We start from the raw sequence: 26,400 nt of genomic DNA, 5'->3' as shown, positions 1-26,400 counted from the left end.
GTGGACAAAAGAAAAAAAATTGGTTTGGTTGGTTTTTTCGGCTGGGGAAACTTTGGGGATGAGCTTTTTGTTCAGGTTTTTGAGCAGTGGTTGGGTGATGATTTTGAGTTGAAAGTGTTGAATGATTTAACCTATAAGCCTTATTTCTCTAGGTCGATTGAGGAGGTCGTTGAAGAGGTTGATGCAATTGTTATTGGGGGTGGAGATTTAGTGATTCCTTGGGCTATGTCAGATTTGTACTGGCGTAATGAATACTTGATAAAGCCTGTTTTTATTGTTGGTATAGGTGTCCCAACATGGGGGGAGCGCAAGCCACATATTATTGAAAGATATAATAAGTTTCTTGCGCATGATAATGTCAAATATATAAATGTCAGGGATAGGGAGTCTGCTGCCTGGATTGAGAATAATATATCCTGCAGTATTCCTGTAGAGCATAGTGCGGACATAGTATTTTCATTGGCTATGCCTGCAAAAGTTGTCTCTGATGAGAAGTTTTTTGGGATTGTGACTCGTGATAGAAAGGGCGCGCCGGATGATTTGACAGAGGTAAAGCGGCTTGCTATTAAGGCTTTATCCGAAGGGTTTAAGGTAAAGCATATAATTTTAGGGTCGGGCGATGTGGGGCGGAGAGACTTATCTCGTGCCAATGACCTAGATGTTGAAGATAAGGTTATCGTTTACTCCGATTCTTTGGAAGAGCTATGTCAAGAGATTTCCACATGCACCATGCTGGCAAGTATGAAATTTCATGGTACCGTGGTCGCGATTAACTACGGTATACCTAGTATTGTTTTATCGGCAACAGATAAAAATAGAAACTTAATGCGTATGATCGAAAGAAGAGAGCTTCTTTCTTCTTTGAAGGATAGTTCTCTACCTGATCGTGTCCATCCATTTGTTCCATCTATTCCTTGGACAAGCGTGAGAATGTTGAGGCAGCGTGCAGAGGGGACCATGAAAAAGTTGCATGGTTTGTTGTCTGAATTGCCAGGAGTTTGATGCAGGTGAGCGCAAAGGATTTCAGGAATGTCTCTAAGTGGAATAAGAAGCTATTTTATATTAAATCGCCAGATGCATTTGACCGGATGGATGATCCTGAAACTGGGCTATATACAGTAAAATTTAGAAAATGTTTTTTGGATCTGATGCTGCTTAATGAGAGTAGTGATGTAACAATAATTTTTTTTCATGCCGCGCTTACTAAACGCTCTGGTGTAAAGCTGCCAATTTTCTCCGGTGCAAATTTAGCGGCTGGCATTAATGCAAATAAGATTTTTGTTTCAGACCCATCTCTTTACTTGTCTGATTCTATAAGATTGGGGTGGTTTCTGGGGAGTCGGTATTTTCATGCTGAAGAAATTCTAACGAATATTTTGGTGGGACTTTTGAAGTCTCTTGGATCAAAAAAAATTATTTTGTTTGGCGCTTCAGCTGGAGGGTTTGCCTCTATTTTGTTCGGGGGGTTGTTGTTGGGGAAGGTGGATGCAGAGGTTCTATCTGTCCCTGTAAATCCTCAAACTAATATTCTTAAGTTTTCTCCCCGGCCAGTTGAAGAGTATTTTAGAGTGGCGTGGAACGTAAAGAAAAGAAGTAAAGAATCATTGGATGGAATTGGCGTTACTTATGATTTTACGCAGCCAAAACACTTGGATAAGTTTGCTGGCTTGAACATGCTATACATCCAAAATACAAAAGATCATCACTATGTTTCTCATTTCTTGCCTTTCTTGGGTGGGCTTGGAGATGATGCCGCTCAGAAATACATCTTAGCTGATGATTTTGGGGAGGGACATGTTTCCCCTCCGTTAAGCTATCTTAAGGGGTTGCTTGGTAAGGTTGTCGATAGTGGACTGAGTGGTCGCCACCTGAAAAGAAAATACAATGTTAAAGAATTTTTGAACTATGAGCCAATGGTCGTTTCTTGAGTTTTGTTTTTTACTTGATTCAATCATATTTTGGTAGAGCTGTTGGTGTGGTATTAATTTCTTTTCTACTTGATTGATTTCTATTTTTTTAGGATATATTTAAGTTAAATTTTATGCATGTAATAATCATAGCTGGTGGAGCTGGATCGCGTTTGTGGCCTGTCTCACGTGAGGCAAACCCCAAGCCATTCATAAAGATGGAAGATGGGCTTTCTTTACTTCAGAAAACTTACCTGCGGGGTAAAGCCACAGGCAATGTAGAAAGTGTAACCACTGTTACGAATCGCGATTTGTTCTTCCGTACTGAAGATGAGTACCGCGAACTATCACCCTCAATACCTCTGCACTACATACTGGAGCCCTTCGGCCGTAATACTGCACCGGCAGTATGTGCTGCTGCTTTGGAACTACAGCAGCGGTATGGAGATGATGCTCAGATTCTTGTACTCCCTGCCGATCACCTGGTTCGTGATGAGGTTGCGTTTACCAAAGCTGTCGCATTGGCTTCCGAGGTGGCTGCTGAAGGACGTCTAGTCACTTTTGGTATTCAGCCTACCCACGTAGAAACTGGTTTCGGTTATATCGAGGTAGCAGAGGGCTGTGATGTCTCGGGTCGCTATGCGCTCAATGTCGAAGGTTTTATAGAAAAACCAAGCCAGGATCTGGCAGAACAGTTCTTAGCTGGCGGCCGCCATCTGTGGAACTCAGGAATCTTTTGTTTCCGTATAGGCAGCTTATTGAAAGAAATAGCCAAACATGCTCCGGCTCTTATCCAGGGTGTGGATGTTGCTCTGAACAGCTCTAATCGAAGTGAAGGGGAGGGCTGTACTGTGGTGCGGCTTGAGCATGAAAATTTCAGTATGGTTGAGGATGACTCCATCGACTATGCGCTAATGGAAAAGTCTTCGCGAGTATCAGTGGTGCCATGTGAACTGGGTTGGAGCGATATTGGCTCCTGGCAGGCGATGGCAGAGTTGGTAGCGCCCGACGCAGACGGCAACCGGGTGATGGGGAACGCCGAACTAGAAGGTACTTGCAATACTTATGTCCGTAGTCCACACCGACTGACCACTGCTGTAGGGGTGGAGGATCTAGTGATCGTTGATACACCTGATGCTTTGCTGGTGGCTCATAAGGATCGCAGTCAGGATGTGAAGAAAGTTGTCCAGCGTCTGAAGGCAAGTGGAGGAGAGTTGCATCATCAGCATGTTACCGTACATCGTCCCTGGGGAACCTATACCGTCCTAGAGGAGGGCGAGTGCTTCAAAATGAAACGTATCGAAGTCAAACCAGGAGCCTCGCTATCTCTGCAGATGCATCATCACCGAAGTGAACACTGGATTGTTGTTCGAGGTACGGCAAAAGTAGTCAATGGTGAAAAAGATATTCTGTTGCGAACTAATGAGTCCACCTACATTCCCGCTGGTCATAAACATCGGCTGGAGAATCCCGGTATCATCTCACTGGTTATGATTGAGGTTCAGAGTGGTGAATACTTGGGGGAAGATGATATTGTCCGTTTTGAAGATAGTTATGGCCGCTGTTGATAATAGTGAGGTAAGTAAACCTTTAAGGTGCAGTTCACTGTGTAGTTTCTATTCTTTACTGGCAAGTAGCCTCTGGAGATGTTTTTTTAAAAATTAGCCTGGTGGTCATTAGTAGCTACAGATCGATTAATAGGTTTTACTGCTGAGCCCAGCCAGGAAATAATAGTCAAATGGTGTGTTGATCTCGCTGCTATAGGGCTGAGATTGAGCTCCTGAATATGCTAAAGAACGTGCTTTTGAGCTGATTGCAAGGTTTTATAATTTCGATACTATGAGCCCTTTTGACTTGTTAATGACTCCGAACTTTGCGGTTACGTCAAGAAGGCTGGCGAGTTAAAGGTTTCTATATTGGTGAAGTAGATAAAATAATCTTTGCTCGATGGTGGATGGTATTGAGTGGCTAAAGTAGATTGGCCCTAGGCGGTGTCTGGGCACTAAATATTCTTTGGAATTTTCGGTTGTTATGTCTAAAAAAGAATTGGATGACTTTACTCGAGTGTTGGGAAGTGTTGAAAATACGCTCCTAGAAGCCGGTAAAGAAAGTACCAAAAAATTTACTCGTGACCTGATTACTGTTCAGAATCGTCTATTCAAGCAGTTAGAAAGTCTTAGTTGGCTACAGCGCCGTTTGTCCATCAAGGGGCAGCTTCCCCCTTTGCGTGGATGGGCAGCTTCTCCAGATATCCTGTTGCAGTTGCATACACACATCATGACTTCCCGGCCTAAAGTGATAGTGGAGTGCGGTAGCGGCGCTTCCACGCTAGTGATTGCCGATGCGCTACGTCAAAACGGATTGGGTAAATTAATCTCCATTGAGCACAGTGGTCATTACGGCGCACAGACATTGGCGACGCTGGAGGTCGAATATTTAGAGTCGTGGGTGGATCTACGTATTGGAGAATTGGAGTTCTGGGAGGGCGAGCACATGAGCCCTAAAAATGCAGAGAAGCCTGTACGTTGGTATCCGAAGTCACTGCTAGATGGGATCGAAAGTGCGGATTTGCTCTGGGTGGATGGTCCTCCTGGTGCTACATGTCTTTATAGTCGCTATCCGGCGCTGCCGGCGATGTCAGATAGGCTTTCCGCAAAGGCTGAAGTTTGGATGGACGATACTATTCGCCAGGAGGAGAAAGATATTTGCGAGCGCTGGGGGCAGGATCATGGATTTGACTTAGAATACCACTCTTTGGAAAAAGGTCTGGGAAGATTGACGCGAGCTGTATGAAAGTCCCTTCGGTATTTTTGTTGATTTCTAATTGTGATGATCTGTTTCGACGTTCCATTGAGCTAAATATTATAAATTCTAGAAGTTGGGGGTAAGGAGTGAGAGGGCTCGTCGAGGATTTCTTCGATGATAAAGCGGTTAAATTACAGGGGCTCTCATGTTTTCAGGCTACCTTTCGTGTATTGAGAATATCATTGTTTACCTTTTGGAAGGTTTTTGTAAATAATTTCAACCAAAATTACTAGATTAATTGTGCAGATATTTTGAAGTCTGGATCAATTGTTGTGCCGGAAAATTGACTAGCTGTTTTTAGGGATGCCTCAGGGGTAGGGAAATGAAGATGTGTCTTCTTATTCTCTGTGCTTGTTGGGAGTTCTGGAGAGTATTGATTTAGCTTTTGATCAATGATCCGTTGCTAGTTGACTCCTCGAGGGTGTCTTGCTTGGCCCATCTATTATTTTTTGACCTGAGTCGGGCAGGTGTTAATGGTGATTTTTTATTTTCCTGGGAGTAGTGGGTGGCTCTGAAGGCTGAATTTTTACCAGTTAAATCGTCCTGGATTTCTCATTGTTCGGTACATATCAGCAGAAAAATTAATTAATAAAAATAACCTAAATATATTTTTAAATCTGAAGTAGAGTGACATAGCATAGATCTTGAGCATTTAAATGACGATAAGTGTTTGGGACGCCAGCCCCACAAGTCCGATTAATGACAGTCGCCTAGGCAAAACTAGGCCATAACCTTGATTTTGAGTAGAAATACATGTCGACAACGGAATTGACAAAAAAGCAAGCCGATCTGGCGATAAAACCGGCCATTAACTCCCTGGCCAAAAGCTCTATGTTCTGGAAACCGGATTACCTTCGCCCGTCGTCCTGGTTGGAGCATGTCCCCTTCCTATTCTGGTTAATGGAGGCACACCAACCCCGTATTGCAATGACTTTGGGAATGGAGTCCGGTGTTGCCCATTTTGCTCTTTGCCAAGCTGTGCAGCGGCTGCGGTTAGATACCCGCTGTTATGTCACTTCTCTGGAAAAAGGTGGGAATGCAAGCACTCCGCAAAATGAGACACGGGTTTATCACGATCAGCATTTTGACAGTTTTTCTTTTCTGCTCGATAGTCCTTCGATGAGGGCTGCTAGTCAATTCGAAGATGGAAGTGTGGATCTGCTGTTATTGAACCCCACAGCCGAGGAAGACCTGGAAAGCCTGCTGGCCCGCTGGCAACCGAAACTCTCTATTTGTGGCCTCGTACTGGTGTCTGGTATTTCGAGGCGTGCCTCTGGGGATGAGACTTCCCGAACGTTTGACACTTTAGCGCAAAAGTACGCGACTTTTGCCTTCCATCAAGGCGAAGGGATGGGAGCTATTTCCACTGGAGGCGAGCTGGGCCCGTTGCTGGCTAATCTATTCCAGCGGGATGAGCCTAACTCGGCCCTACAGGTGGTCCGCGATGTTTTTGCGCGTTTAGGACGTACCTGCAAAGACGCTCTACAGGCAGGCGAATACCTGCAGAAGGCTGAAGTGCTGGAAGCGAGTCTTTTAGAACAGGAAAGCCAACTGGAGCAGTTGAGCGCAGACTATGAAAATACTCGCACTCAGCTTGAATCCAAGCGACGGGAGCTGGCGAGTTTTAGTCAGCGTATGGAGCACGCAGTGGAGCGGCATGCTCAGGAGCGGGGTCAGTTAGCTGAGCGAGTCAGTATGCTGCAGGAGTTCCGCGATGAGTTGAAATCTGAAGTCACACAGCTTCGCATGCGCCTGGATGAGCAGTACCGACAGTTGAATGAACGCAACCAGCAGCTTTTACAGCTACAGACGGCCAACGCCGAGCAACAGCAGGAATTGGTTAAGTATCAGATCCGCTCGGAATCCAGTGCGGATGAATTATCTAGGGCGCAATCAGAGCAGCGCCGCTTGAATAAATTGTGTGAGCAGCAACGGGCTGAAGGGGCCACTCTTTCAGCTAACTTGGAAGAGCAGAAAAAACAACTCGTCTCACGAAATGAGGTGATGGAAAGACTTCAGGAAGATCGAGCTCGAAGTATAGCGGAGAGGCGCTCTCAGGCTGAAAAGGTTAACGCGCTTGAAGAGCGATTGTGCTTGCTGGAATCCGAGCTTGTCGATGAACGAACATCTTGCGGGAATCAGAGCCAAGAGCTTGCTAGATTGACTGGGTTACTGACAGAGGCCGAACAAGAGCGGTCGAAGCTGCAAGTTACTCTTCAAAAACATGAAGAAGCTCTAGATAGCGAGCGGCATCTCAACGATAGCTTGAAATCAGCGTTGGCGGACCAGGAACAGCAGTGGCAACAAGCACAAGGTCGTGCGGAGCAGCTTGAGCGGAATCTCGCGGAGCTTGAGATCCAGTCCGATAGGGTTGCAGTTGAGAAAAGCGAACTTGAAGGGCGAGTGCAGGCACTCACTGAGGAACAACAGCATTGGCAGCAAGTACAAGGTCGCGCTGAACAGCTGGAGCGGGATCTTACAGAACTTCAGGACAAGTCCGAAAAGGTTACTGTTGAGAGGAGTGTGCTTGAGGAGCGTGTGCAGGCACTGACAGAGGAACAGCAACAGTGGCAGCAAGTGCAAGGTCGCGCTGAACAGCTGGAGCGGGATCTTACAGAACTTCAGGACAAGTCCGAAAGGGTTACTGTTGAGAGGAGTGTGCTTGAGGAGCGTGTGCAGGCACTGACAGAGGAACAGCAACAGTGGCAGCAAGTGCAAGGTCGCGCTGAACAGCTGGAACGGGACCTTACGGAACTCCGGGGCAGGTCCGAAAGGGTTGCTGTTGAGAAGAGCGAACTTGAAGAGCGAGTGCAGGCACTCACTGAGGAACAGAAACAGTGGCAGCAAGAGCAAGGTCGCGCTGAACAGCTGGGGCGGGATCTTACGGAGCTTCAGGACAAGTCTGAAACGGTTATTGTTGAGAAGAGTGTGCTTGAGGAGCGTGTGCAGGCACTTACAGAGGAACGACAGCAGTGGCAACAAGCACAAGGTCGTGCGGAACAGCTTGAGCGGGATCTTACGGAGCTTCAGGATAAGTCCGAAAGGGTTACTGTTGAGAAGAGCGAACTTGAAGAGCGTGTGCAGGCACTGACAGAGGAGCGGCAGCAGTGGCAACAAACAGAATGCCGTGCGGAACAGCTTGAACGGAACCTCGCGGAACTTGAGATCCAGTTCGATAGGGTTGCAGTTGAGAAGAGCGAACTTGAAGAGCGAGTGCAGGCTCTGACAGAAGAACAGCAGCAGTGGCAACGAGCAGAAGGCCGTGCGAAACAGCTTGAACGGAACCTTGCCGAATTTGAGATGGAGTCCAATAGACTAGCTGTTGAAAAGAGGGAGCTTGAGGAGCGAGTGCGGGCACTGACCGGGAAGCAGCAGCATTGGCAGAAAGTACAGGGTCGCGCCGAGCAGCTAGAACGAGATCTCTCGGAGGTTCAGCGCAAGTTGGAGAGTAGCGAAGCGAATGAGAGTGAGCTCGATGAATGGATGCAGGCGCTGGAGGAGGAGGAGCAACAGCGGATAAAGGCACAAGCTCGAGCGGAACACTTGGAGCAAGAATTTGCAGAACATCAGCGAAAATTTGAGAGCATCGCAGCGCAAAAAAGCGAATTTATGGAGCGGGTACAAGTACTTGAGGAAGCTCAGCAGCAATGGCAGCAAGCTCGAGTTCATGCCGAACAGCTAGAGCAGAACATTGTAGAGCTCCAACGTAAATCTGAAGGTACAGTTGCTGCAAAGCGCGACCTTGAAATACGGGTTAGGGAGCTGGAGGAGGTAATTGTAGGAAAAAATCTATCCCTTGAAGAGCGTTACAAAGAGCTAGCTGCCCTAACGGAATTACTCGAGAATGCAGGACAACAGAATATAGATCTTAAGGTGTCATATGACGCAAAAGAGTGTAAATCGGCAGCGCGTATTCAGAAGCTGGAAAGCACCGTCAGCACTTTGCAGGGGCAGTTAAAGGAGCGGGTTGCTGATTTCATGAAATTAGATAAATCTCAAAAGAGCCAGGTGGTGGTAGCCGAACGCTTGCGGGTGGATCTGGCGGAGAGAGATAAGCAGTCTAAGAAAGTAAATAGGCGCATCCAAGAGCTGGAGCAGTCACTCAAGTCTACCGAGAGACAATTACAACAGAGTCGGCAGGCTAAACAAGAGTTAGATAAAGACCAGGCAGATCTGAACTCCCTTTGTCGGAGCCTGGAGGAGGGGCTGCAGTCCGTCGAAAAAGAACGGGATACCCTTTTGCAGGCTGGGCGGCAGTTGCAGCTCCGGGTGCAGGCTCTGGAGTCTGATCTTTCAGGTGCAAAGAGCTCGGTCGATGAGCGCTTTAAAGAGTTATCGTTACTGACTAGTTTACTAGAAGAAAAAGAAGCGGAGGTGGTTGCTCTGCGTGTGGCAACAGAAAAGGATGCGAAAGGGGAGGCAGTAGATGGCAATCAATCTGGCAAAGAGTATGGGCTCCCTATCGGCATACCTTTCGGTAAGCGCGCAAAAAAAATACGCAAGCAAAAAAAGGAGCTGGATCAAATCAATCAGTCCGGTCTGTTCAATGAAGAGTGGTACCTTTCCTCATATCCCGATGTGGCAGAAGATAAAAACGCAGCCAGTAATCCCGCTTTGCACTACTTGAAACTTGGCGCTTTCGAAGGGCGTAACCCTGGGCCAGAGTTTGATAGTCAGTGGTATCTCGACACTAATCCGGATGTAAAAGACAGCGGCTTTAATCCACTCGTGCATTATGTCTCGATGGGGCGGGAGGAAGGCCGCCAGCCACTTCCCGGCTGAATGGATTTTAAACTGTGTTTTGCATAAAGAATCTTTGGCAGAGACATGGCCGGAAGCGCCCCAATGCTTATGCTTTAGGGCGTGACGACACACCGGTGGCTGCCGATCAATTCGATTCTCAATGGTATTTGCAAACCTATCCGGATGTCGCGGCTGCCGGGGTCGACCCTTGGGTGCACTATATCAACCATGGTCGCTCTGAGGGCAGACTCCCCTCTCGCAATCGTGCCCTAGCCTGGGAGCATCATCTATGGAGGGGGGGGGATAAGCTCATGATGCCTCGGCTGGTGCATCTAGCCGAAGCTTTGGAGGCCAGCGACCATGAGCGTCACTATGCGGCTTGGGCGATCGCGCGTTGGTATGCGGTAAATAAAAACTGGCCGAAGGCATTGAATTACCTGCAGCAGTTTCAAAGTGCTTTGCACCCTTACCCTGCACATGCCGGTCCCTATCTGTTGACACTGGAGGCTGCATTGCAGTGTGGGCATTTGGATGTTGCCCAATGGGCAATGAATATATTGACACAACGTTTTGCAGGGCAGGCGGATGTGGTACTGGCCGAGGCCAACTTACTCGTCCTAGGGATGGGCGGTGACAAACAGGACGGGGAGCTGAATCGTCGGCGCCTGGATATCATCAACCGGTTTTTTGCACGGCATAGGTTGTGTACCTTGGTAGGGGGGGATTTTGGGGTTTTGAATTTGGATTCCCTTCGTTCCGCCGAACAGCTGGCCATCAAAGGGGATAACAGTGCCCCAAAGGTATCTGTAATCATCCCTGCCTATAACGCAGAGTTGACCCTGGCGACAGCTCTTCGATCGTTATGCGAACAGACTTGGCGTAATCTGGAAATTCTTGTTGTCGACGATGCCAGCAAGGACACCACTCGGCAGGTAATGGAAGATTTTGTACGAAATACGCGCTTGCGACCTGGCCTAGAAATCCAGCTCCTGCACCACGAAAGGAATCAGGGGGCTTATGCTGCCCGCAATACTGCCCTGGCGCAAGCTGACGGCGACCTGATTACGACTCACGACAGTGACGACTGGTCCCACCCACAAAAAATCGAATGCCAGGTTAAAGCCTTGTTGCGCATGCCTGATAAGGTGGGTTGCACCTCTCACTGGGTACGCACCACCGACGGGTTGCATTTTTCCCATTGGCGGCCGGAAGAGAGTTGGGTGTATCGCAATGTCTCCTCACTGATGTTCCATCGGTCAGTAGTCGAGATATTGGGCTTTTGGGATAGGGTGTCGATCAATGCAGACACTGAATATTACTATCGGTTACTTAAGGTTTTCGGCGAGGACGCTTTAGTGGAAGTGTTACCAGGTGTGCCACTTAGTTTTGGCCGCATCGATAACAACTCTTTGAGTCAGCGTGGCGAGACACACCTCGGCACACGGTTTCGCGGTGTTCGGAAAGATTACGAAGATGCGGCCAGGCGTTGGCATGCAAGGGCTGCGTCTGCTGGTGATCTCTATTTGCCGGCTAATCCCAGTTCACGGCCATTCCTGGCGCCTGAGGCAATATGCTGCGAGAACAAGCTCGTATCGGGTCTCAATCCGATGGATCTTGCCCAGCAGTCTGGCTATTTCGATGCCACTTGGTATCTCGAGCAGTATCCAGACTTACACGAAGAGCTGGTGGATCTGTTCGAGCATTATTGGACCGTTGGTTTTACTGAAGGGAGAGACCCGGGGCCAGGATTTAGCACCTCAGGCTATGGATACCGTTTTCCAGAAGCAAGAGTTGGTAACCTGTCTACCTTGCACAATTATTTAGCAGTGGGGCGCACGCAGGGAGTAGAGCCGTTGGCGGAAATTACGGGGAGGCAAGCCTATCGGCCGGGCGCTTTGAAGATGTTGGTTTGCGCTCACCAGGCCGGAGAGTATCTATACGGCGCTGAGCGTAGCTTGCTGGATGTACTGTCCTCCTTAAATAAGCTAGGGGTCAACTTGGTGGTGGCTCTGCCAAGTGCTATTAACACCGATTATGTTGAGGCCATCAGGTCCAGGGCGAGGGCGGTAATTGTTCTACCTTATGGTTGGTGGCAGGATGGGCGGGCTCCTAGTTCTGTAACTCTGGCGCAGTTTAAACACCTAATTGAGAGGTTTTCTATCCGAGCGGTCTACACCAATACTCTGGTTCTCGATGAGCCGCTGCTGGCTGCTCGGGCCCTGAATGTGCCTACCCTGATTCACGTGCGTGAACTGCCGTATAGGGATGTAGCCCTTTGTCGAGTACTGGGAACCGATGCTGGCTCTATTACTGCACGGGTTCGGGAGTTGGCCGATATTGTGGTGGCAAGCTCCAAGGCTGTGGAGCGGGAAATAGGCGCAAGGAGTTCGGTCATTGTGCCGAATATTATTGACGTGACTCGATATAGGCCGTTATGCGACCAGGATGCGGCTGGAGATCGGCTTGTGCGCATCGCCTTGATTAGCAGTAATTTGCCAAAAAAGGGGTTGGCTGATTTTGTTGAGCTGGCCGAAAGACTTGAGCAGCATGCGATTCCCGCGGTCTGTATATTGGTTGGGCCTGAGAACGAGCACACGCGGAATTTGCAAATCCGACAGCAGAATGGCGAGATAGCGAAAAGTCTGCAGTTTGCCGGCTATGCTGCCGATCCCCAGGAAGCCTTGACCCTGGCTGATATAGTTGTGAACCTGTCGCACTTCCAGGAATCATTTGGGCGTACGGTGCTGGAAGCTATGGCCGCGGCGCGTCCAGTTGTTGCATATCATTGGGGGGCACTGCCGGAACTTATCGAGGATGGCAATACTGGTTTTCTTGTACCGTTTGGGAGGGTGGATGTAGTTGCGCAGAGAGTCATTGAATTGGTTTTGAATAAGGAACTGCGCCAGCGCCTGGGTCGTGCAGGTCGCCGACGAGCGGCAGAGAACTTCAGTGAGATTACAATGCATGACCAGCTAGGTATCGCGCTATCTATGATCACAGAAAATGCACACTCGTTGCAATGAAGTATTTTAAGCTGCCGGGTCCAGCCCGGCTCTGGTAAACAACGAAACATGTATCACATCTCTATTAAACCATTAACCCCCAACTGTCCGGGCGTATTCCGGTGGTGTCTGGACTACCCTCGTCATGAGCAGGACTGCGATGCCGAATCTCTTATGGGCCCAGGCCTGATGTTTCAAGGGTGGGTACTGGCCGAGAGGGGAGCTAATGTGCGGCCATATGTAAAGGCTGCTGAGCGAAAGGTTTATCTAAAAGTGGAGGTCCCCCGGCCGGATGTAGTGAGCCGGGTCTTGGGTGATGCACCTGATAGGCACGCACAATTATATTGTGGATTTCGCACTGCTATAACCCTTGCAACAGATAATGGCGTCTTTGGCTTTGAGATTGCCGGTCTTGACTATGATGTCATCCAGTTTTTTGTCGAAGGAAGTTTGAAAATCCTCGAAGGGCGGGATGGTTGGCTGTTTCTTGATAATGATACGAATCAGAGTGTCGAACAATTTTGCGGGGAATTACTGTTAGGCCGATTGGAGCGACGTGCCTGGTCGGACTACCTCGATTCTCTTCATGATTTGGCAGCGGAGTATCATTGTGCTTACGCAGTACTGATTGCGCCAGCCAAAGAGATGGTGATGTCGGATTATTACCCCCACCTAAAAGGGCCTACAACCCCTGTGGAGCAGGTGGAAAAATTAGCGAGGCCAGATCATAAGGTGGTACATCCTACGGAGAGAATGCGGAGGTCATCAGAACAGATGTTTCGTGTTTGTGACACCCACTGGACTCATAAGGGAGCCTTGTGCGGTTTGATGGCTGTCTTGGAAGTTCTGGGATTGGATATAGCAAGTATCGAAACATTCTTTGAGAAGGATAATTTCAAGGAGCGTCTGAGGGGGGGGGATCTGGGAAACAAAATGTTCCCAAGACGGTCTGCGAGAGAATGGATGCCGAGTGGCATTTCCTATCGTCAATGGGTACGGTACGACAACCATTTACCCAATATGGGGCGGGTGCTGGTCACACACAAGAAAAATGCTTTGGTGGCGGCTAAATGCTTGATCTTTGGCTCTTCCTCGAGTTATACCATGTTGGACTATGTCGCTCGGGTTTTTACCGATGTGATATTTGTACATTCAGCCGGAAATATTGATGCTACAGTTGTTGCGAAAGAGAGTCCGGATTTTTTAATTGCCCAAACTAATGGTCGTTTTGTAGTTCGTCCTCCAGTAGTTGGATATCAACTCGCGGATGAAATTGCGGAAAAGTGGTCAGGACTTAGTGAAGACAGCCGTGTAGAGGTTATAGGTAATCAGGCTCACTGGCTTAAAAGTGGACTTTCAGAATCCGGTGCCCGGTATCATTCATTATTATTAGCCAGTAGCGTACCATCAAATAGTTAGAACGTTATGGGATGTTGAGGAAATACGTTGACATCTACTAATATTGCTTGATGTCGAATGCTATGAAATATTAAAAAGTTTGAATTATTGATTTGTATTTATTGGTCAAAGTAGTTTTGGAGCTGTTTTTAAAGGGATCTCTCAAGCTGTTTACAAAGGAGTGTAGCTCATTAGTCTAACTAATTTTGATGTTGTTAATAGATATTTTTCTCGTGATTCGATCAAAATTTAAGCTTATGATGTGACTGGTTTGCGTTTGGGTCCAATGGATCGTTGGTTTTGTTATAGATAGCAAGACGTAATGTCTCTCGATATTTACATCAATCGAGATAAGCTAAGAGCCGTCAAGGTTACTGATGCTTTTTGGTGTAAGTAAGGTGCAGACTTAAGTGAAAAGCTAGTATTGAGTGATTACTTTAATGTTGGCGGAGACATACTCGAAACATTTTTCATGCCATATAGCGCACCTATCCAGAGGAAGTTGCAATGATCTGACTCTTGATTCAAAAGTTACATGATCTTTAAATGGTCGGAGTAGAGTGTTTTAAAAGGATGCCGGTTGGGAGGAAATATGTGTCTAAACATGACAGGTAAGGCGGGTAAGAATGGTAATAGAGATAGACTTGCTGGGAATTGCTGATGAGCAAAGGTTACTTTTCTTGCAGCATAAAGAAAAAGATAATTTTATTTTATAAATTACGAATTTCTGCTTGCTAAGAAAACTCCTTTATAAAATATATATCCAGAATTTTTCTGTGATTAATAGTGAATGTCAAGAAACCTAATTTTTTAATAGCCTATTTTTTGTCTTCAGGCAAAATTAGAATGCAAGTAAAGGCTGTTCGAGATAGTAATGGGAGCTTATGAAGTTGTATATGGGAGTTAAGCGCCCTGAAATCGCTGTCCCTCATTTAACGAGGTACGATTTACGTCCACTGCTGTGCCCGCTTCAGGGGATGACTATCCAGCCGGGTACCGACGGCTGTATAACCGGCAAATCCATTTCCAGCCAATCTATGTTCTCCATCGCGAACAAAAATTTTGCGCGTGGCTGGTATATGGTAGAAGTTTTGATTGAATCGGATCAAAGCTATTTGGATACGGCCTTTGTGCTTCAGCACAAGGAGGGGCGTAAGTCCCAACGATTACGTTTGCCTGTACGCAATGGGCGTGTATCCAAGCGTCTGATTTGGTTTGCCCGGGGGGGGGAAGAGCTACTTTTTTCTCCGGCACAATGTGAATGTGACTTCACCATTCGCCAGTTGACTTTGGTGAGAGTGTCTCTGCTATTTGCTCGTAATCGTATGCGTTCTAGATTAACAAGCCGACAATTACGAGTGCCATCCAGAATGACTAATCGTTGGGCCTGTTACGATGCAACTTTTAGTCCCCGTAGAGTACGAGCTTCTTATGGGGACTGGGTCAAGACCATTGAACCAACCCTTTGGCCCGATTCATTCAAAACGTCTGCGGATTTGTGTTTTTCGCTTTTGATGCCGGTTAGTGTGACCGATACACTGAATGATATACGAAATACTATTGATTCAGTACTAGATCAAAGTTATCAGAACTGGAAATTGTTTATCCTTCCGGCAAAAAAAATTAGTGATAATGATCTTGTCAAGTTTAGGGAATTTGTTGATTCCAATAACAAGATTAGGTTGATTGATAAAGCGTTAAGTGGCGCTGAGATCCTGAAGAAAATAATAGATGCCGATACCTATCGGTTAATGTGCCCTCCGCGAGCGGTACTTTCCTCCAAGGCACTTTCTTGTTTGCAGTATGTTGTGAGGAAGAATTCCCATGCGAAAATTATTTATGCCGATGAGGATTTGCTCAATGAGGCAGGTCGGCGCTGTCGGCCAAATTTCAAGCCCGCCTGGAATCCAGATCTGCTTTTTTCCCGAAATTATATAGGGGAATTTGTACTTTTTGCACCCGGTATTTTAGATGAATATGGACCTATTGAATCGGCGGGTGAAGTCGCTTGGGACTATACGTTGTTTCTTCGGGTGTTACGGAAACTGGAAAATCCACAAAGGGAAATTATTCATATACCGAGAATCCTTTTTCATAGATATAAAACTATCGATGGCGAGCAATATATACAAAGTAGTCGACGTATTTTAAAGAAATATTTTGATGAGATAGGCTGCAGTGATGTTGAGGTAGAGTCTAAAAAAAATCGAGAAACATTACATGTGCGTTGGCCAGTGCAGCAGGAAGAGCCACTGGTTTCCCTTTTGATTCCTACGCGGGATATGCTGTCGATGTTAAGGCAGTGTATTGATAGTATTCTTGAGAAAACAACCTATAGGAACTACGAAATTCTGGTTTTAGATAATCAGAGCGTGGAGTCGGAAACACTGGAATATTTGGCGAAACTGAAAACTTTGCCCAATGTGAGGGTAATCAAGTACGATGCGCCCTTCAATTACTCGGCAATTAACAACTTCGGCGTACAGCATGCTCGCGGTGAAATTATTGGTCTGGTCAACAATGATACTGAGGTGGCCTCACCCGATTGGTTGATGGAAATGGTTGGGCATGCGATAAGGTCTGAAATTGGCTGTGTGGGGGCCAAACTGCATTATGGCGATGGACGTATACAGCATGCCGGAGTTGTGATCGGTTTGGGCGGATTGGCAGGCCATGCTCATAAATTTTACCATCATCATGCTGTGGGCTATAGGAATCGACTAATCTGCACTCAAAACTTTTCAGCGGTTACTGCCGCCTGTTTGCTGGTGCGCAAAAGTATTTTTGAAGCGGTTGGCGGGCTGGATGAGAAGCACTTTGCAGTGGCCTTTAACGATGTAGATTTCTGTTTGAAGGTGAAGGCGGCGGGTTACCGCAACCTATGGACACCCTGGGCAGAAATGTATCACCATGAATCTATTAGCCGTGGTATCGATAATACTCCGGAAAAGCGGGCTAGGTTTGATCGAGAGGCGATGTGTTTAAAGACCAGATGGTCGACGTGTGCGGGAATGGATCCGTATTACAGCCCGTTTTTGACGCACACCAGGGAAGATTTTTCACTGGGATTAAATGAACGAACAAAAGCCCCCCTCTGGCGCTGATTGACTTTGGGTAACGACATTTTACGGGTTTGATATCTCGAGTTTATTTCAGGAATCGCTAGAAATGCTGAGCTCGCAACAGAAAGCAAATTTTCATCGTGACGGAATGCTGATTTTAGACTTTCGTCTGAAGGCACGCTTGCTTGACCGTGTGATTGCCGATGTTGAACCTTATTACCATCGCCCCCAAACTGGCTCGCACTATGCTCACGGTACGCGCATCCAGGATGCCTGGCGCTTCAATGCTGGTGTTCGGCGTATTGCGCTGGAAAGGCGTGTGCTAAGGGCATTGCGTGATCTGTTTGGGCGTAAAGCCAAGGCTTTTCAGACCCTAAACTTTCCTGTGGGTACGCAACAGAGAGTGCACTCCGATACTATCCACTTTAACAGTCAGCCATCGGGGTATATGGCTGGCGCCTGGGTAGCGTTGGAAGATGTAGATGAAAGCAACGGAGCACTTGTTTATTATCCTGGGAGTCATAGGTTACCCGAGGTTACCATGCAGGATGTAGATGTGTCCCCTTCTTATGATCATTACAATGAATATGAAAATTATATCCAGGCGATGATAGAGAAAAATAGCCTGTGCGCAGTACGAGGGATACTGAAGAAGGGGCAGGTATTACTTTGGCACGCCAATCTACTGCATGGCGGTGGTAGTCATCCAGACAAGAGCCTCTCACGACACAGCCTCGTTACCCACTATTATTTCGAAGGCTGTCGTTACTATACACCTTTGTGCAGCAGTGAATCTGAGATCCGTTGGCGCGAACCGGAATGGATCCAACGTTTCGCTCCCTACCAACTCTCCCGGGTGAGATCCCCCAAGTTGTCACTGCGACGTCTCGCCGGTAAAACTATCCGATTTTTTAGGCGGTAGTGCCGAATACCTCTGTTAGCAGTACAGGAGTCTGGAGGGCGTACACTTCCAGTGAAGGAAGAGTGGGACGAGCTAGAATGGGGTATTGTCTGGTTGATAAAATTTACATTTTATTGAATTAAAAAATTTATGAAAAGCGAGTGGGTCCGTTCTTATAAGGCCGGCTGGGCTAGAATTGCGATTGGCTATTAAGTTGGAGGTACTCCCACCAGGTATTACCATTGACCTTATGAGGCATCATGGGCACTACTTTTTACGAAATGATGGGAGAAAAAACATCCTGGCTAGTCAGGTTTATCCCGGGTTTTGATGAAATAATTGAGAAGCGTTAAGTAGGTCTGGCTGATCCAGTGTTCAGCAATGGAAGGTCAGAAAAAACTCCGAAGAAGTGCGAAAATTTCTCTGTGTTAATGTGGATTGATAGCGTTCGTTTTAAAAGAATGTTGATGGGATAGGTAGCTATAGTTATCACGTTATTTTGGCTTAACTCAATAACGTTTGGTGTCGGCACTAAATTTAGTATAATTTGACCTCGCTAAGACGTGTAAAAAGTGCAAATATCTACACCGGTAACCAGAGCAACACTCAGATCTTATGACTCTTTCTCAATTATTTGTTGCCGGTATCTTCGTCCTGGTAATCGGTTCCCTGATTTTCACCCGATTTCGCCCATCTCTGGTTTTTGCTTCAGCTGCCGCTGTTTGTTTTTTAACTGGTTTCGTGCCAGTTGAGTCAGTACTACAGAAAGCTGTCAATCCTGGTCTGGTGACATTGGTAGCTCTCCTCCTGATTTCTATCGGCCTAGAAAAGGCCCGCTGGCTCAGGGCAATATCCGATGGCTTGATTGGGGGGGGCTTAAAGTCAAGCCTTCTTAGGCTCACGAGTGCTACTGCGTTGAGTTCGGCGTTTCTGAATAATACCGCTGTGGTTGCGGCTTTAGCTTCCAGTATTAAGGCTCAGCGGCGACACCCTGCGGGCAAGCTGTTGTTACCTCTCTCTTATGCGGCGATTCTAGGGGGAACCTTAACCCTGATTGGTACTTCCACGAACCTGATCGTAAACAGCTTTGTGCTGGATAGAGGTGAGCCTTCATTGGACTTTTTTGCCTTCCTGCCCATTGGCGCTGTGGCAGTATTGGTGGGATTGATAGTTTTACTGTTATGTAATCGCCTATTACCGGAGGGGGGAGCTGTCGAGGAGGAGGTGGCCCAGTATCTGCTGGAGGCAGAGGTGACTGCTGATTCCCCGCTAAATGGGCGCACCGTTGAGCAAAATAATCTGCGTCAACTTGAAACTCTCTATCTGGTTGAAGTCATTCGGGAGGGCTGCAGTATCAGCCCGGTAGCGCCAACAGAGTTGATACGCAGTGGCGATAAGCTCCTTTTTAGTGGCGATGTTCGAGATTTACAAAGACTCCAGGCTATTGAGGGCTTGCGTTTATTTGCATTGGATGACGATACGCTGCATATGGAGCTTACTGAGGTCGTCCTTACCCCAAACTCCAGTATCCTTGGTGAAACTCTTAAGAGCTGTCAGTTCCGCACTCGTTTTGATGCGGCGGTAGTAGCCATGCGTCGTGGCGGTGATCGGCTCTCGGGTAAGCTTGGTGAAATTCAGCTGCAGTCGGGAGATGTTCTATTGTTGGCCGTAGGGCAGGATTTCAAGCATCACCGCAACATTGATAAAAATTTCTATGTAATCAGCGGTACGAACGTACAGCGCCAACTTTCCCGACGGGATAGTTGGTTAATGGGATTTGGATTTGCTGGTGTAGTGGCTGGTTCTGCATTGGGTATTTTTTCCTTATTGAAGGGACTGGTGGTTTTGCTCGGTTGTATGGTAGCTCTGAATATCGTTACTACTTCTGAATTGCAGCGGCGTTTTCCCTTTCAGATATGGATCATTATTGCTAGCGCTTTAGTGTTGGCTGAGGCCTTTTCAGGTAGTGGTTTGGCTGATAGCCTGGCTCAGTCAATGAGAGCTGCATTACAGGGCGCTGGACCACTGGTTGGCGTGGTGGGTATTTTTCTGCTCACTTTATTACTGACAGAATTGATGACCAATAATGCTGCTGCGGCATTGACATTTCCACTCGCCTGGAGTTTGGCGGAGAGTTTCGGGGTTAGCTGGATGCCGTTTGTGATGGCTGTGGCCTATGGGGCTAGTGCGAGCTTTCTCACTCCATTTGGATATCAGACCAACTTAATTGTACAAAACTTGGGCGGTTATCACTTGCGGGATTTCCTGCGGGCGGGCCTGCCTCTGACGATTGCTTATTCATTATCGGTTTTGATTTTATTACCAATCGTTTTTCCTTTTGAGAGTTGATTTCTGTTGGAGTCCGATTTGGAATTAATCAACCGCTGGATGATTGTGGAGGAGGGGCCCAATCCTTCTACAGATTATTTTGTTCTCCCTTACTTGCGTAAGCTGGGGGTCAGTGCTAAACGTTTGACGTTTTCTGATCTGCCCAAGGTAAATGACCTCAAAGGAGTTGAGCTCATCTTTGTGCGCTATATCCCTCGTAAGTGGCAATTGCTCGTACAGCAAAACCTTAACCAATTGTCTGGTGTGTCCATATTTATTGACGATGATTTATTAGACTGGTCGGCTTTTTCTCGGATGCCTCTCCGATATCAAGCAAAAATACTGCGTTATAGCTGGTCTAAGCAACGTTGGTTAAAATCTATTGGTGCGCAATTATTGGTTTCAACGCCGTTTTTGCAAAATAAATATAGCCATTGGTCTCCGAAATTATTACCGGCAGAACCACTAGATTTGAGTGCTGACCAATCAATTTCTATTTTTTATCATGGTTCCGCATCGCACTTAGACGATGCTAACTGGCTATATCCAATCATTCGACAAGTAAACGAGCAAAACCAGAACTTGAGTTTTGAGATTATCGGTGATGGCAGTATAAATCGACTCTTTCGAAACATTCCACGGGTGCAAGTATTGCACCCAATGAAATGGCCAACTTATTTAGCCATGGTACAAAAGCCAGGGCGGACTATAGGATTAGCTCCGCTGTTAAATAGGCCCTTCAATCGAGCTAGGTCGCACACCAAGTTTTTCGATATCACTCAGGCGGGTGCCGTGGGTATCTATGCAGAGGGTGATATTTACGGCAGGGTGATTCGTCATCGGGAGAATGGACTTTTGTTACCCATGCGGTCATCGGTCTGGGTGGATGCCATCTTACAGCTGGCTAGTGATGACGCTTTGCGGGAAAAGCTATTCCATGGGGCAAAAAAATGCTTGTAGTTGGGCACTGTTCATTAGGCCTCCGGCAAATGCGTTTTCTGGAAAGTTTTATTGGTGGTAAATGTCAGTATGTGGCTGCAAGGCCAGGTAAAGCTGTCGGTAAAATGGTTGGCTGGGGACTCAAGGCAACAGCAGTTAAAGCGCAGCGAATCGCTTATCGAGCGGGTCTTCCCTATTTTTCTATAGAGGATGGATTTCTGCGCTCTGTTGGCCTTGGGGTCGAAGGGGCGCAAACGCATAGTTTAGCGGTAGATTACAGTGGTATCTATTATGATGCCTCGCGTCCAAGCGATTTGGAGACCCTGATCAGAGAGCGCGATTTTAGTGCGGAGGAATTAAGTCGGGCAGTTAGCGGATTGAATCTCTTACGTACACACCGCTTGTGTAAATATAATAATTCTGATGATAATCCTCTGGATATACCCGGCAATCCTCCAGCGGTTCTGGTAGTGGACCAGACCTATGGGGATATTTCGGTCAGTGCCGGGTTGGCTTCCGAGCGCCATTTCCATGAGATGCTACAGAGTGCGATTGAGGAAAATCCGCAGGCCGAGATCTATGTAAAAATACATCCAGATGTCGTTGCAGGGAAAAAATCTGGGTATTTGAAGTCTCTCGCAGAGAAAAATGGCTGTAGGGTTATTGCAACGGATCTTTCTCCATGGTCGATTTTTGATTGCGTTGACAAGGTTTACGTAGTTACCAGTCAGCTGGGCTTTGATGCACTTATTGCGGGTAAAGAGGTACATTGCTTTGGTGTACCCTTTTATTCGGGTTGGGGGCTGACAAAGGATCGCCAGTCTATTGTGCGGCGCAATGTATCTCGGACTTTAACTGAGATATTCTGCGCGGCGTATCTGCGTTATTGCCGCTATATTAACCCTTATACCGGTCGACAATGTGCATTTGAGGATACATTAGCTCTTATCATAGAGCAAAAGAGGCAGAGGCAACGTTTCCAGGGGTTTTGGCTGGGTATTGGGTTTTCTCCTTGGAAACGAAGTTTTATTCCTTATTTTGTAGGAGATAAAGCTAAAATTGATTTTTCCAAATCAGGAAAAAAGATATCTGCAGTTAACTCAGGCACTAATATTTTAATTTGGGCCAGTCGGATTACTAAGACTTTAATTGATAAATGTGAAGAATCCCAAATTAAATTATGGCGGATTGAGGATGGCTTCTTGCGCTCGGTAGGCCTGGGTGCTGATCTAGTTGCGCCTAGTTCCCTGGTCCTGGATGCTCAAGGTATCTACTTTGATGCGAGGCACCCTAACGATCTGGAAGTCCTGCTCGGTACCACGAATTTCTCACCAGATATTTTGTTTAAAGCTAAAAAGCTCCGTGAGTTGTTGGTGGTTAATAGGGTGACCAAATACAATATTGGTGGTTCAGGACGGCCAATGGATTTGTGTTTCCCCCAGAATAAGACGAAAATTTTAATTCCTGGTCAGGTGGAGAGCGATGCATCCATTGCCTACGGTTCTCCAGTGATTAAAAGCAATTTTTCATTGTTGCAGCGAGTAAGGGCGAAGTATCCCAATGCTCATATTATCTATAAACCCCATCCGGATGTTGTTACCGGTGCGCGCACGGGGGCTTTACCGGTAGGGGCAGAATCACAGTACGACACAATAATCGAGCAGGGGGATATTTCCCTACTGCTGGATAAAGTTGATGAAGTACATACGTTGAGTTCCCTTTGTGGTTTTGAGGCATTATTGCGAGGGATTAAAGTGGTGACCTATGGATTACCATTTTATGCCGGGTGGGGGCTTTCTGAAGATACACTCTTGGTTGATCGTGAATTCCACAATCTAGATTTACAGGCCTTTAAGTTTCGTCGACAGCGCACTTTGAGTTTGGATCAGTTGATAGCAGGTGCTCTACTTCTTTACCCTGTCTATGTGGATCCAAGTTCTGGCGAGTTTATTGATGCGGAAACCACTGTGGAGCTTCTGCAGATGGATCGCAAAGTTAACCGGAATAGGGGCGTTTTGTTCAAGGCGTATCGCTGGTATCGGAATGTTTTTTTAAAATATTAAGGGACTTATTTTGCAGGGATAATTTAATGGTGGCTGTATGTGTCCATCTTTTAGATGGGGGCAACCATTAGTTCGATCATGGTTGTACTTAGCGTTTTCTATGTGAATTAGCCCCTGCTTTGGGAGACAGTTATGTGGCGTTCAGTGGTTGGGCTAACTTGGAAAATTCCAAAGTGGATATTGGAGCTGTTTAGCTGGGGGAAAAGTTTTAAGAATAACCCTTTGTTGGGCAGCCACCTGCTGAATCGATGTGGATTACATGTGACTAGGGTTATTCTGGCGCATCTACTTTTTAGATTTCGCTTAATTCTATTGTCGCCACTGGTCTCTTCTGTGGATCGCCGTGCATTTATTCGTAATGGCTATTTGATTAAGAGAGACTTCCTGTCCCCGGGTGAATTTGAAGGCTTATCTCGGGAGTTAGTTAATCTAAAAGCTCCGATCAGGGAAATCATTGAAGGTACTACCGTCACCCAGCGCATCTTTATGGATTCCAATGAGAGAAAAAAAGCGCCTATTTTTCAAAGATTATACTCGAATAAACGCCTGACTCGATTGATGCGTTATTGCTCGTCAAAGAATCGACCACCACTCTTTTATATTGAAAATCTCTGTAATCATGCCAATGTAAATCCGCGCCCTGATCCGCAACGGGATTTGCATGCAGATACCTTCCATCCATGTGTGAAAGCTTGGCTGTATATGGACGATACATCGGATAATAATGGTCCATACGTCTATGTGCCTGGCTCTAATCGACTCACATGGAAGCGACTAAAGTGGGAATATCGGCAGAGTCTGGAGTCATGCAGGAGGGGCCCTGAGCGCACACCTGGGCGTTATTGGGATGGCTCGTTTCGTGTTGGTGCGGAAGATTTGACGGAAATGGGTTATGAAGCAAAGAAGTTATATGTTCCGAAAAATACCCTTTTAATTGGTAATGTTTACGGGTTTCACTGCCGTGGCTCAGCCAAGAAGCCTTCACATCGTATGACCGTGTGGATGCAGGCTAGAGACAACCCATTTAATCCTTTATTTACGCCTTTCCCAGAGTCAACGGCGCGCGTATTTGAGTGGGTCTGGAAGAAGGCACTGATAAGGATTGATCATCGAAAGACAAAGGGGGGGGAGCAGAGAAATTATTATGGCGCTCTTAATCGTACTGATCGTGAAGAATCCTCCAGTAATACTTGAGTCTGCGGAGGCTCGATGCAATGGCTGCGGCCCTAATCACTTAATTCTGTTAGTCTATTTTTCCTCAAAGGTAGATACAAAAGGGCTGTTGTCTTCTTGCTGGAGAAGACTAACTGGCGCATAGCTGCGCTGGTTGGCCTGAGACCTGTGTTTGAGGAGCTGTAATAGGCTGTACTGGCATATTTTTCTTTATCGCATAAAATGGCGGGCTTTAGGATGTAATACCGGTACAGTTGGGTGGGGCAATCTGTTGGTTGGAATTTTAAAATAAAGAATCAAACATCCTTTAACGTCCCTTTTTTATCTTTTGGTGAGTCAATTTTATAGCTGTCTCTACTTTCTGAGTCCTGTGCTATTTTGTCGGATTTTTTTCAGATGCTTGAAAATAGCTTTTTCGGTCTTAGTCGGCATCAATATACCTGCTCGAAGAAGCCTTGTTGGAATGTTAGCGCTTGGATGACTACCTTAGGGTCTATAGTTATTCCGCTTTCATACAATTTGCCCTTAGCCTAGTAATTTTTGGTATATCACCTCGGTTGGGGCAGGGTCTTTCCAAGCGGCATGACTTAGTCAGCTTTTATTTATGATGGCTATTGAGTGGATTCAAAATCGTATATTTTATGTTCATTTGTCGAACTTTAATGCAATCATCTACTGAGATTCGGGGGTAGGCCAATTCATGTCTGTGGCACTATTTTTACAGGGGCCGCATGGGCCTTTCTTTGCCGAGTTGGCAAAAAGGCTCTCACAGCATGGTCTGGTCACTCACAAGATCAATTTCAATGGCGGTGATCGCTTTTTCGGCCGTGCAGATCATCAAGTAGATTTCACCGGCCGTGAAGCTGATTGGGCGGAATTTTTCCATCGCTATCTCTCTGAGCAACAAGTTGACATGGTTTTTGCCTATGGCGATTGTCGACGCTTTCATACTATTGCCAAGAAAGTGTGTGAATCTTTGGATATCGCATTTTGTGTTTTTGAAGAAGGCTATTTGCGACCGGATTTTGTGACTATGGAATGGGGAGGCGTCAATGCTTTCTCCACCACAGATTGGTCCAGGCAGGCAATTGATCATTATCGGCCCAACAATCGAGCCCCAGGCTTGCCTATTGGTCATACATTTTGGCACCGGGCGTATTTTGCGATTGGTTATTACCTGGCGATGCGCCTTGCCCGGCCTGAGTTTCCTCACTACCGTCATCATCGTAATCGCAGTTGGTTGCATGAAGGCGGTTGTTGGCTCAGGAGCCTTTACCGCAAGGGACTTTATCAGTTCACCGAACGCAAGCTTACGAGCCAATTAACTCGGGCGTTCAGCGGCCGTTTCTTTTTGTTCCCTCTGCAAACCCGTGATGATTTCCAGTTGCGTGAACACTCCGACCTGCTCTCTATTGAGAATGCAATTGATATCGCACTGAAATGCTTCGCTCGGGATGCACCGCAGGACACAATGATGGTGATCAAGCACCATCCAATGGATCGAGGCTTTTGTCACTATAAGAAGCTGATTGACGTGCTTGAGGTCCGCTACCAGATCAGTGGGCGAGTGATGTATTGTCACGATTTACACCTGCCCACCTTGTTGGATCACGCTAGGGGAGTCGTGACCATCAATAGCACCGTGGGTATTTCAGCCCTATTGCACGGAGTTCCCACCAAGGTGCTGGGGCGCTGTATCTACGACTTGCCAGGCCTGACGCACCAGGGGACCCTCTCCAGCTTCTGGGTTAAAGCGGAACCAGTGGATAAAGGGTTTTTTCGGCGCTTTCGCACATACCTGTATGAACGTACCCAGGTGGATGGCAGCTTCTCCAGAAATATCGGAAATACGGTCGCCGGGGTTTGTGCCCATTTACAGGAGGCCGCCACTCAAGGCCGTATTCCCCCGGTGCCTTTGCCGGCAAAGGTCGATGTAGGCTAGCGTGCAGGCTGGCACCTCTCATGGCTGTTACTGCTATTTCCCTGGGCTATTATTTTCTTTTCTAGAGTCTCTGGACAGGAATGGCGTTGCTTAGGACTGGGGTCGTCGAGGCGCCTGCTTAAAAAATAGGCTGATCT

At 46.9% G+C, this 26,400-nt stretch carries 14 protein-coding genes; all 14 read left to right on the top strand.

The features are described from left to right. The 14 genes from Q1A69_RS11530 to Q1A69_RS11465 all read left to right on the top strand — a co-directional run bounded on the left by Q1A69_RS11530 (position 1) and on the right by Q1A69_RS11465 (position 26,263). On the top strand, positions 1 to 1,002 hold the full coding sequence (locus Q1A69_RS11530) for a polysaccharide pyruvyl transferase family protein (RefSeq protein WP_299585362.1): 1,002 nt from the start codon (positions 1 to 3) through the stop codon (positions 1,000 to 1,002). Between the two features lie 5 nt (positions 1,003 to 1,007). After that, positions 1,008 to 1,928 carry a hypothetical protein gene (locus tag Q1A69_RS11525; protein WP_299585360.1) on the top strand — a complete coding sequence of 307 codons (921 nt, stop codon included), beginning with the start codon at positions 1,008 to 1,010 and terminating at the stop codon, positions 1,926 to 1,928. A gap of 113 nt (positions 1,929 to 2,041) precedes the next feature. Beyond that, the gene (locus Q1A69_RS11520) at positions 2,042 to 3,475 is read left to right on the top strand and encodes a mannose-1-phosphate guanylyltransferase/mannose-6-phosphate isomerase (protein ID WP_299585358.1); all 1,434 of its coding nucleotides are present in this window, start codon (positions 2,042 to 2,044) and stop codon (positions 3,473 to 3,475) included. 463 nt (positions 3,476 to 3,938) lie between these two features. Further along, positions 3,939 to 4,700 (top strand): class I SAM-dependent methyltransferase, encoded by a 762-nt coding sequence (locus Q1A69_RS11515; RefSeq protein WP_299585356.1) that lies wholly within the window; start codon positions 3,939 to 3,941, stop codon positions 4,698 to 4,700. Positions 4,701 to 5,465: 765 nt separating this feature from the next. Next, on the top strand, positions 5,466 to 9,494 hold the full coding sequence (locus Q1A69_RS11510) for a hypothetical protein (RefSeq protein ID WP_299585354.1): 4,029 nt from the start codon (positions 5,466 to 5,468) through the stop codon (positions 9,492 to 9,494). A 14-nt stretch (positions 9,495 to 9,508) separates the two neighbouring features. Continuing rightward, complete coding sequence (locus Q1A69_RS11505; RefSeq protein WP_299585353.1) at positions 9,509 to 12,478, top strand: glycosyltransferase; 2,970 nt, start codon at positions 9,509 to 9,511, stop codon at positions 12,476 to 12,478. Positions 12,479 to 12,685: 207 nt separating this feature from the next. Further along, positions 12,686 to 13,876 (top strand): hypothetical protein, encoded by a 1,191-nt coding sequence (locus tag Q1A69_RS11500; RefSeq protein ID WP_299585351.1) that lies wholly within the window; start codon positions 12,686 to 12,688, stop codon positions 13,874 to 13,876. Positions 13,877 to 14,751: 875 nt separating this feature from the next. Beyond that, positions 14,752 to 16,959 carry a glycosyltransferase family 2 protein gene (locus Q1A69_RS11495; RefSeq protein ID WP_299585349.1) on the top strand — a complete coding sequence of 736 codons (2,208 nt, stop codon included), beginning with the start codon at positions 14,752 to 14,754 and terminating at the stop codon, positions 16,957 to 16,959. Positions 16,960 to 17,023: 64 nt separating this feature from the next. Further along, the gene (locus tag Q1A69_RS11490; protein ID WP_299585347.1) at positions 17,024 to 17,839 is read left to right on the top strand and encodes a phytanoyl-CoA dioxygenase family protein; all 816 of its coding nucleotides are present in this window, start codon (positions 17,024 to 17,026) and stop codon (positions 17,837 to 17,839) included. A gap of 594 nt (positions 17,840 to 18,433) precedes the next feature. Next, the gene (locus Q1A69_RS11485; protein WP_299585345.1) at positions 18,434 to 20,167 is read left to right on the top strand and encodes an SLC13 family permease; all 1,734 of its coding nucleotides are present in this window, start codon (positions 18,434 to 18,436) and stop codon (positions 20,165 to 20,167) included. An 18-nt stretch (positions 20,168 to 20,185) separates the two neighbouring features. Continuing rightward, on the top strand, positions 20,186 to 21,106 hold the full coding sequence (locus tag Q1A69_RS11480) for a glycosyltransferase family 1 protein (RefSeq protein WP_299585343.1): 921 nt from the start codon (positions 20,186 to 20,188) through the stop codon (positions 21,104 to 21,106). A gap of 29 nt (positions 21,107 to 21,135) precedes the next feature. Beyond that, positions 21,136 to 23,148, top strand: coding sequence for a capsular polysaccharide biosynthesis protein (locus Q1A69_RS11475; RefSeq protein WP_299585341.1), 2,013 nt, complete (start codon positions 21,136 to 21,138; stop codon positions 23,146 to 23,148). A 132-nt stretch (positions 23,149 to 23,280) separates the two neighbouring features. Further along, complete coding sequence (locus Q1A69_RS11470; protein WP_299585339.1) at positions 23,281 to 24,342, top strand: phytanoyl-CoA dioxygenase family protein; 1,062 nt, start codon at positions 23,281 to 23,283, stop codon at positions 24,340 to 24,342. Between the two features lie 679 nt (positions 24,343 to 25,021). Continuing rightward, the gene (locus tag Q1A69_RS11465) at positions 25,022 to 26,263 is read left to right on the top strand and encodes a capsular biosynthesis protein (protein WP_299585337.1); all 1,242 of its coding nucleotides are present in this window, start codon (positions 25,022 to 25,024) and stop codon (positions 26,261 to 26,263) included. Positions 26,264 to 26,400: the final 137 nt, after the last annotated feature.

The organism is uncultured Microbulbifer sp. (assembly GCF_947498635.1).
Classification (GTDB): domain Bacteria; phylum Pseudomonadota; class Gammaproteobacteria; order Pseudomonadales; family Cellvibrionaceae; genus Microbulbifer; species Microbulbifer echini.
Note: the sequence above shows the minus strand (reverse complement) of the source record. Positions and strands in the feature narration are given on the sequence as shown.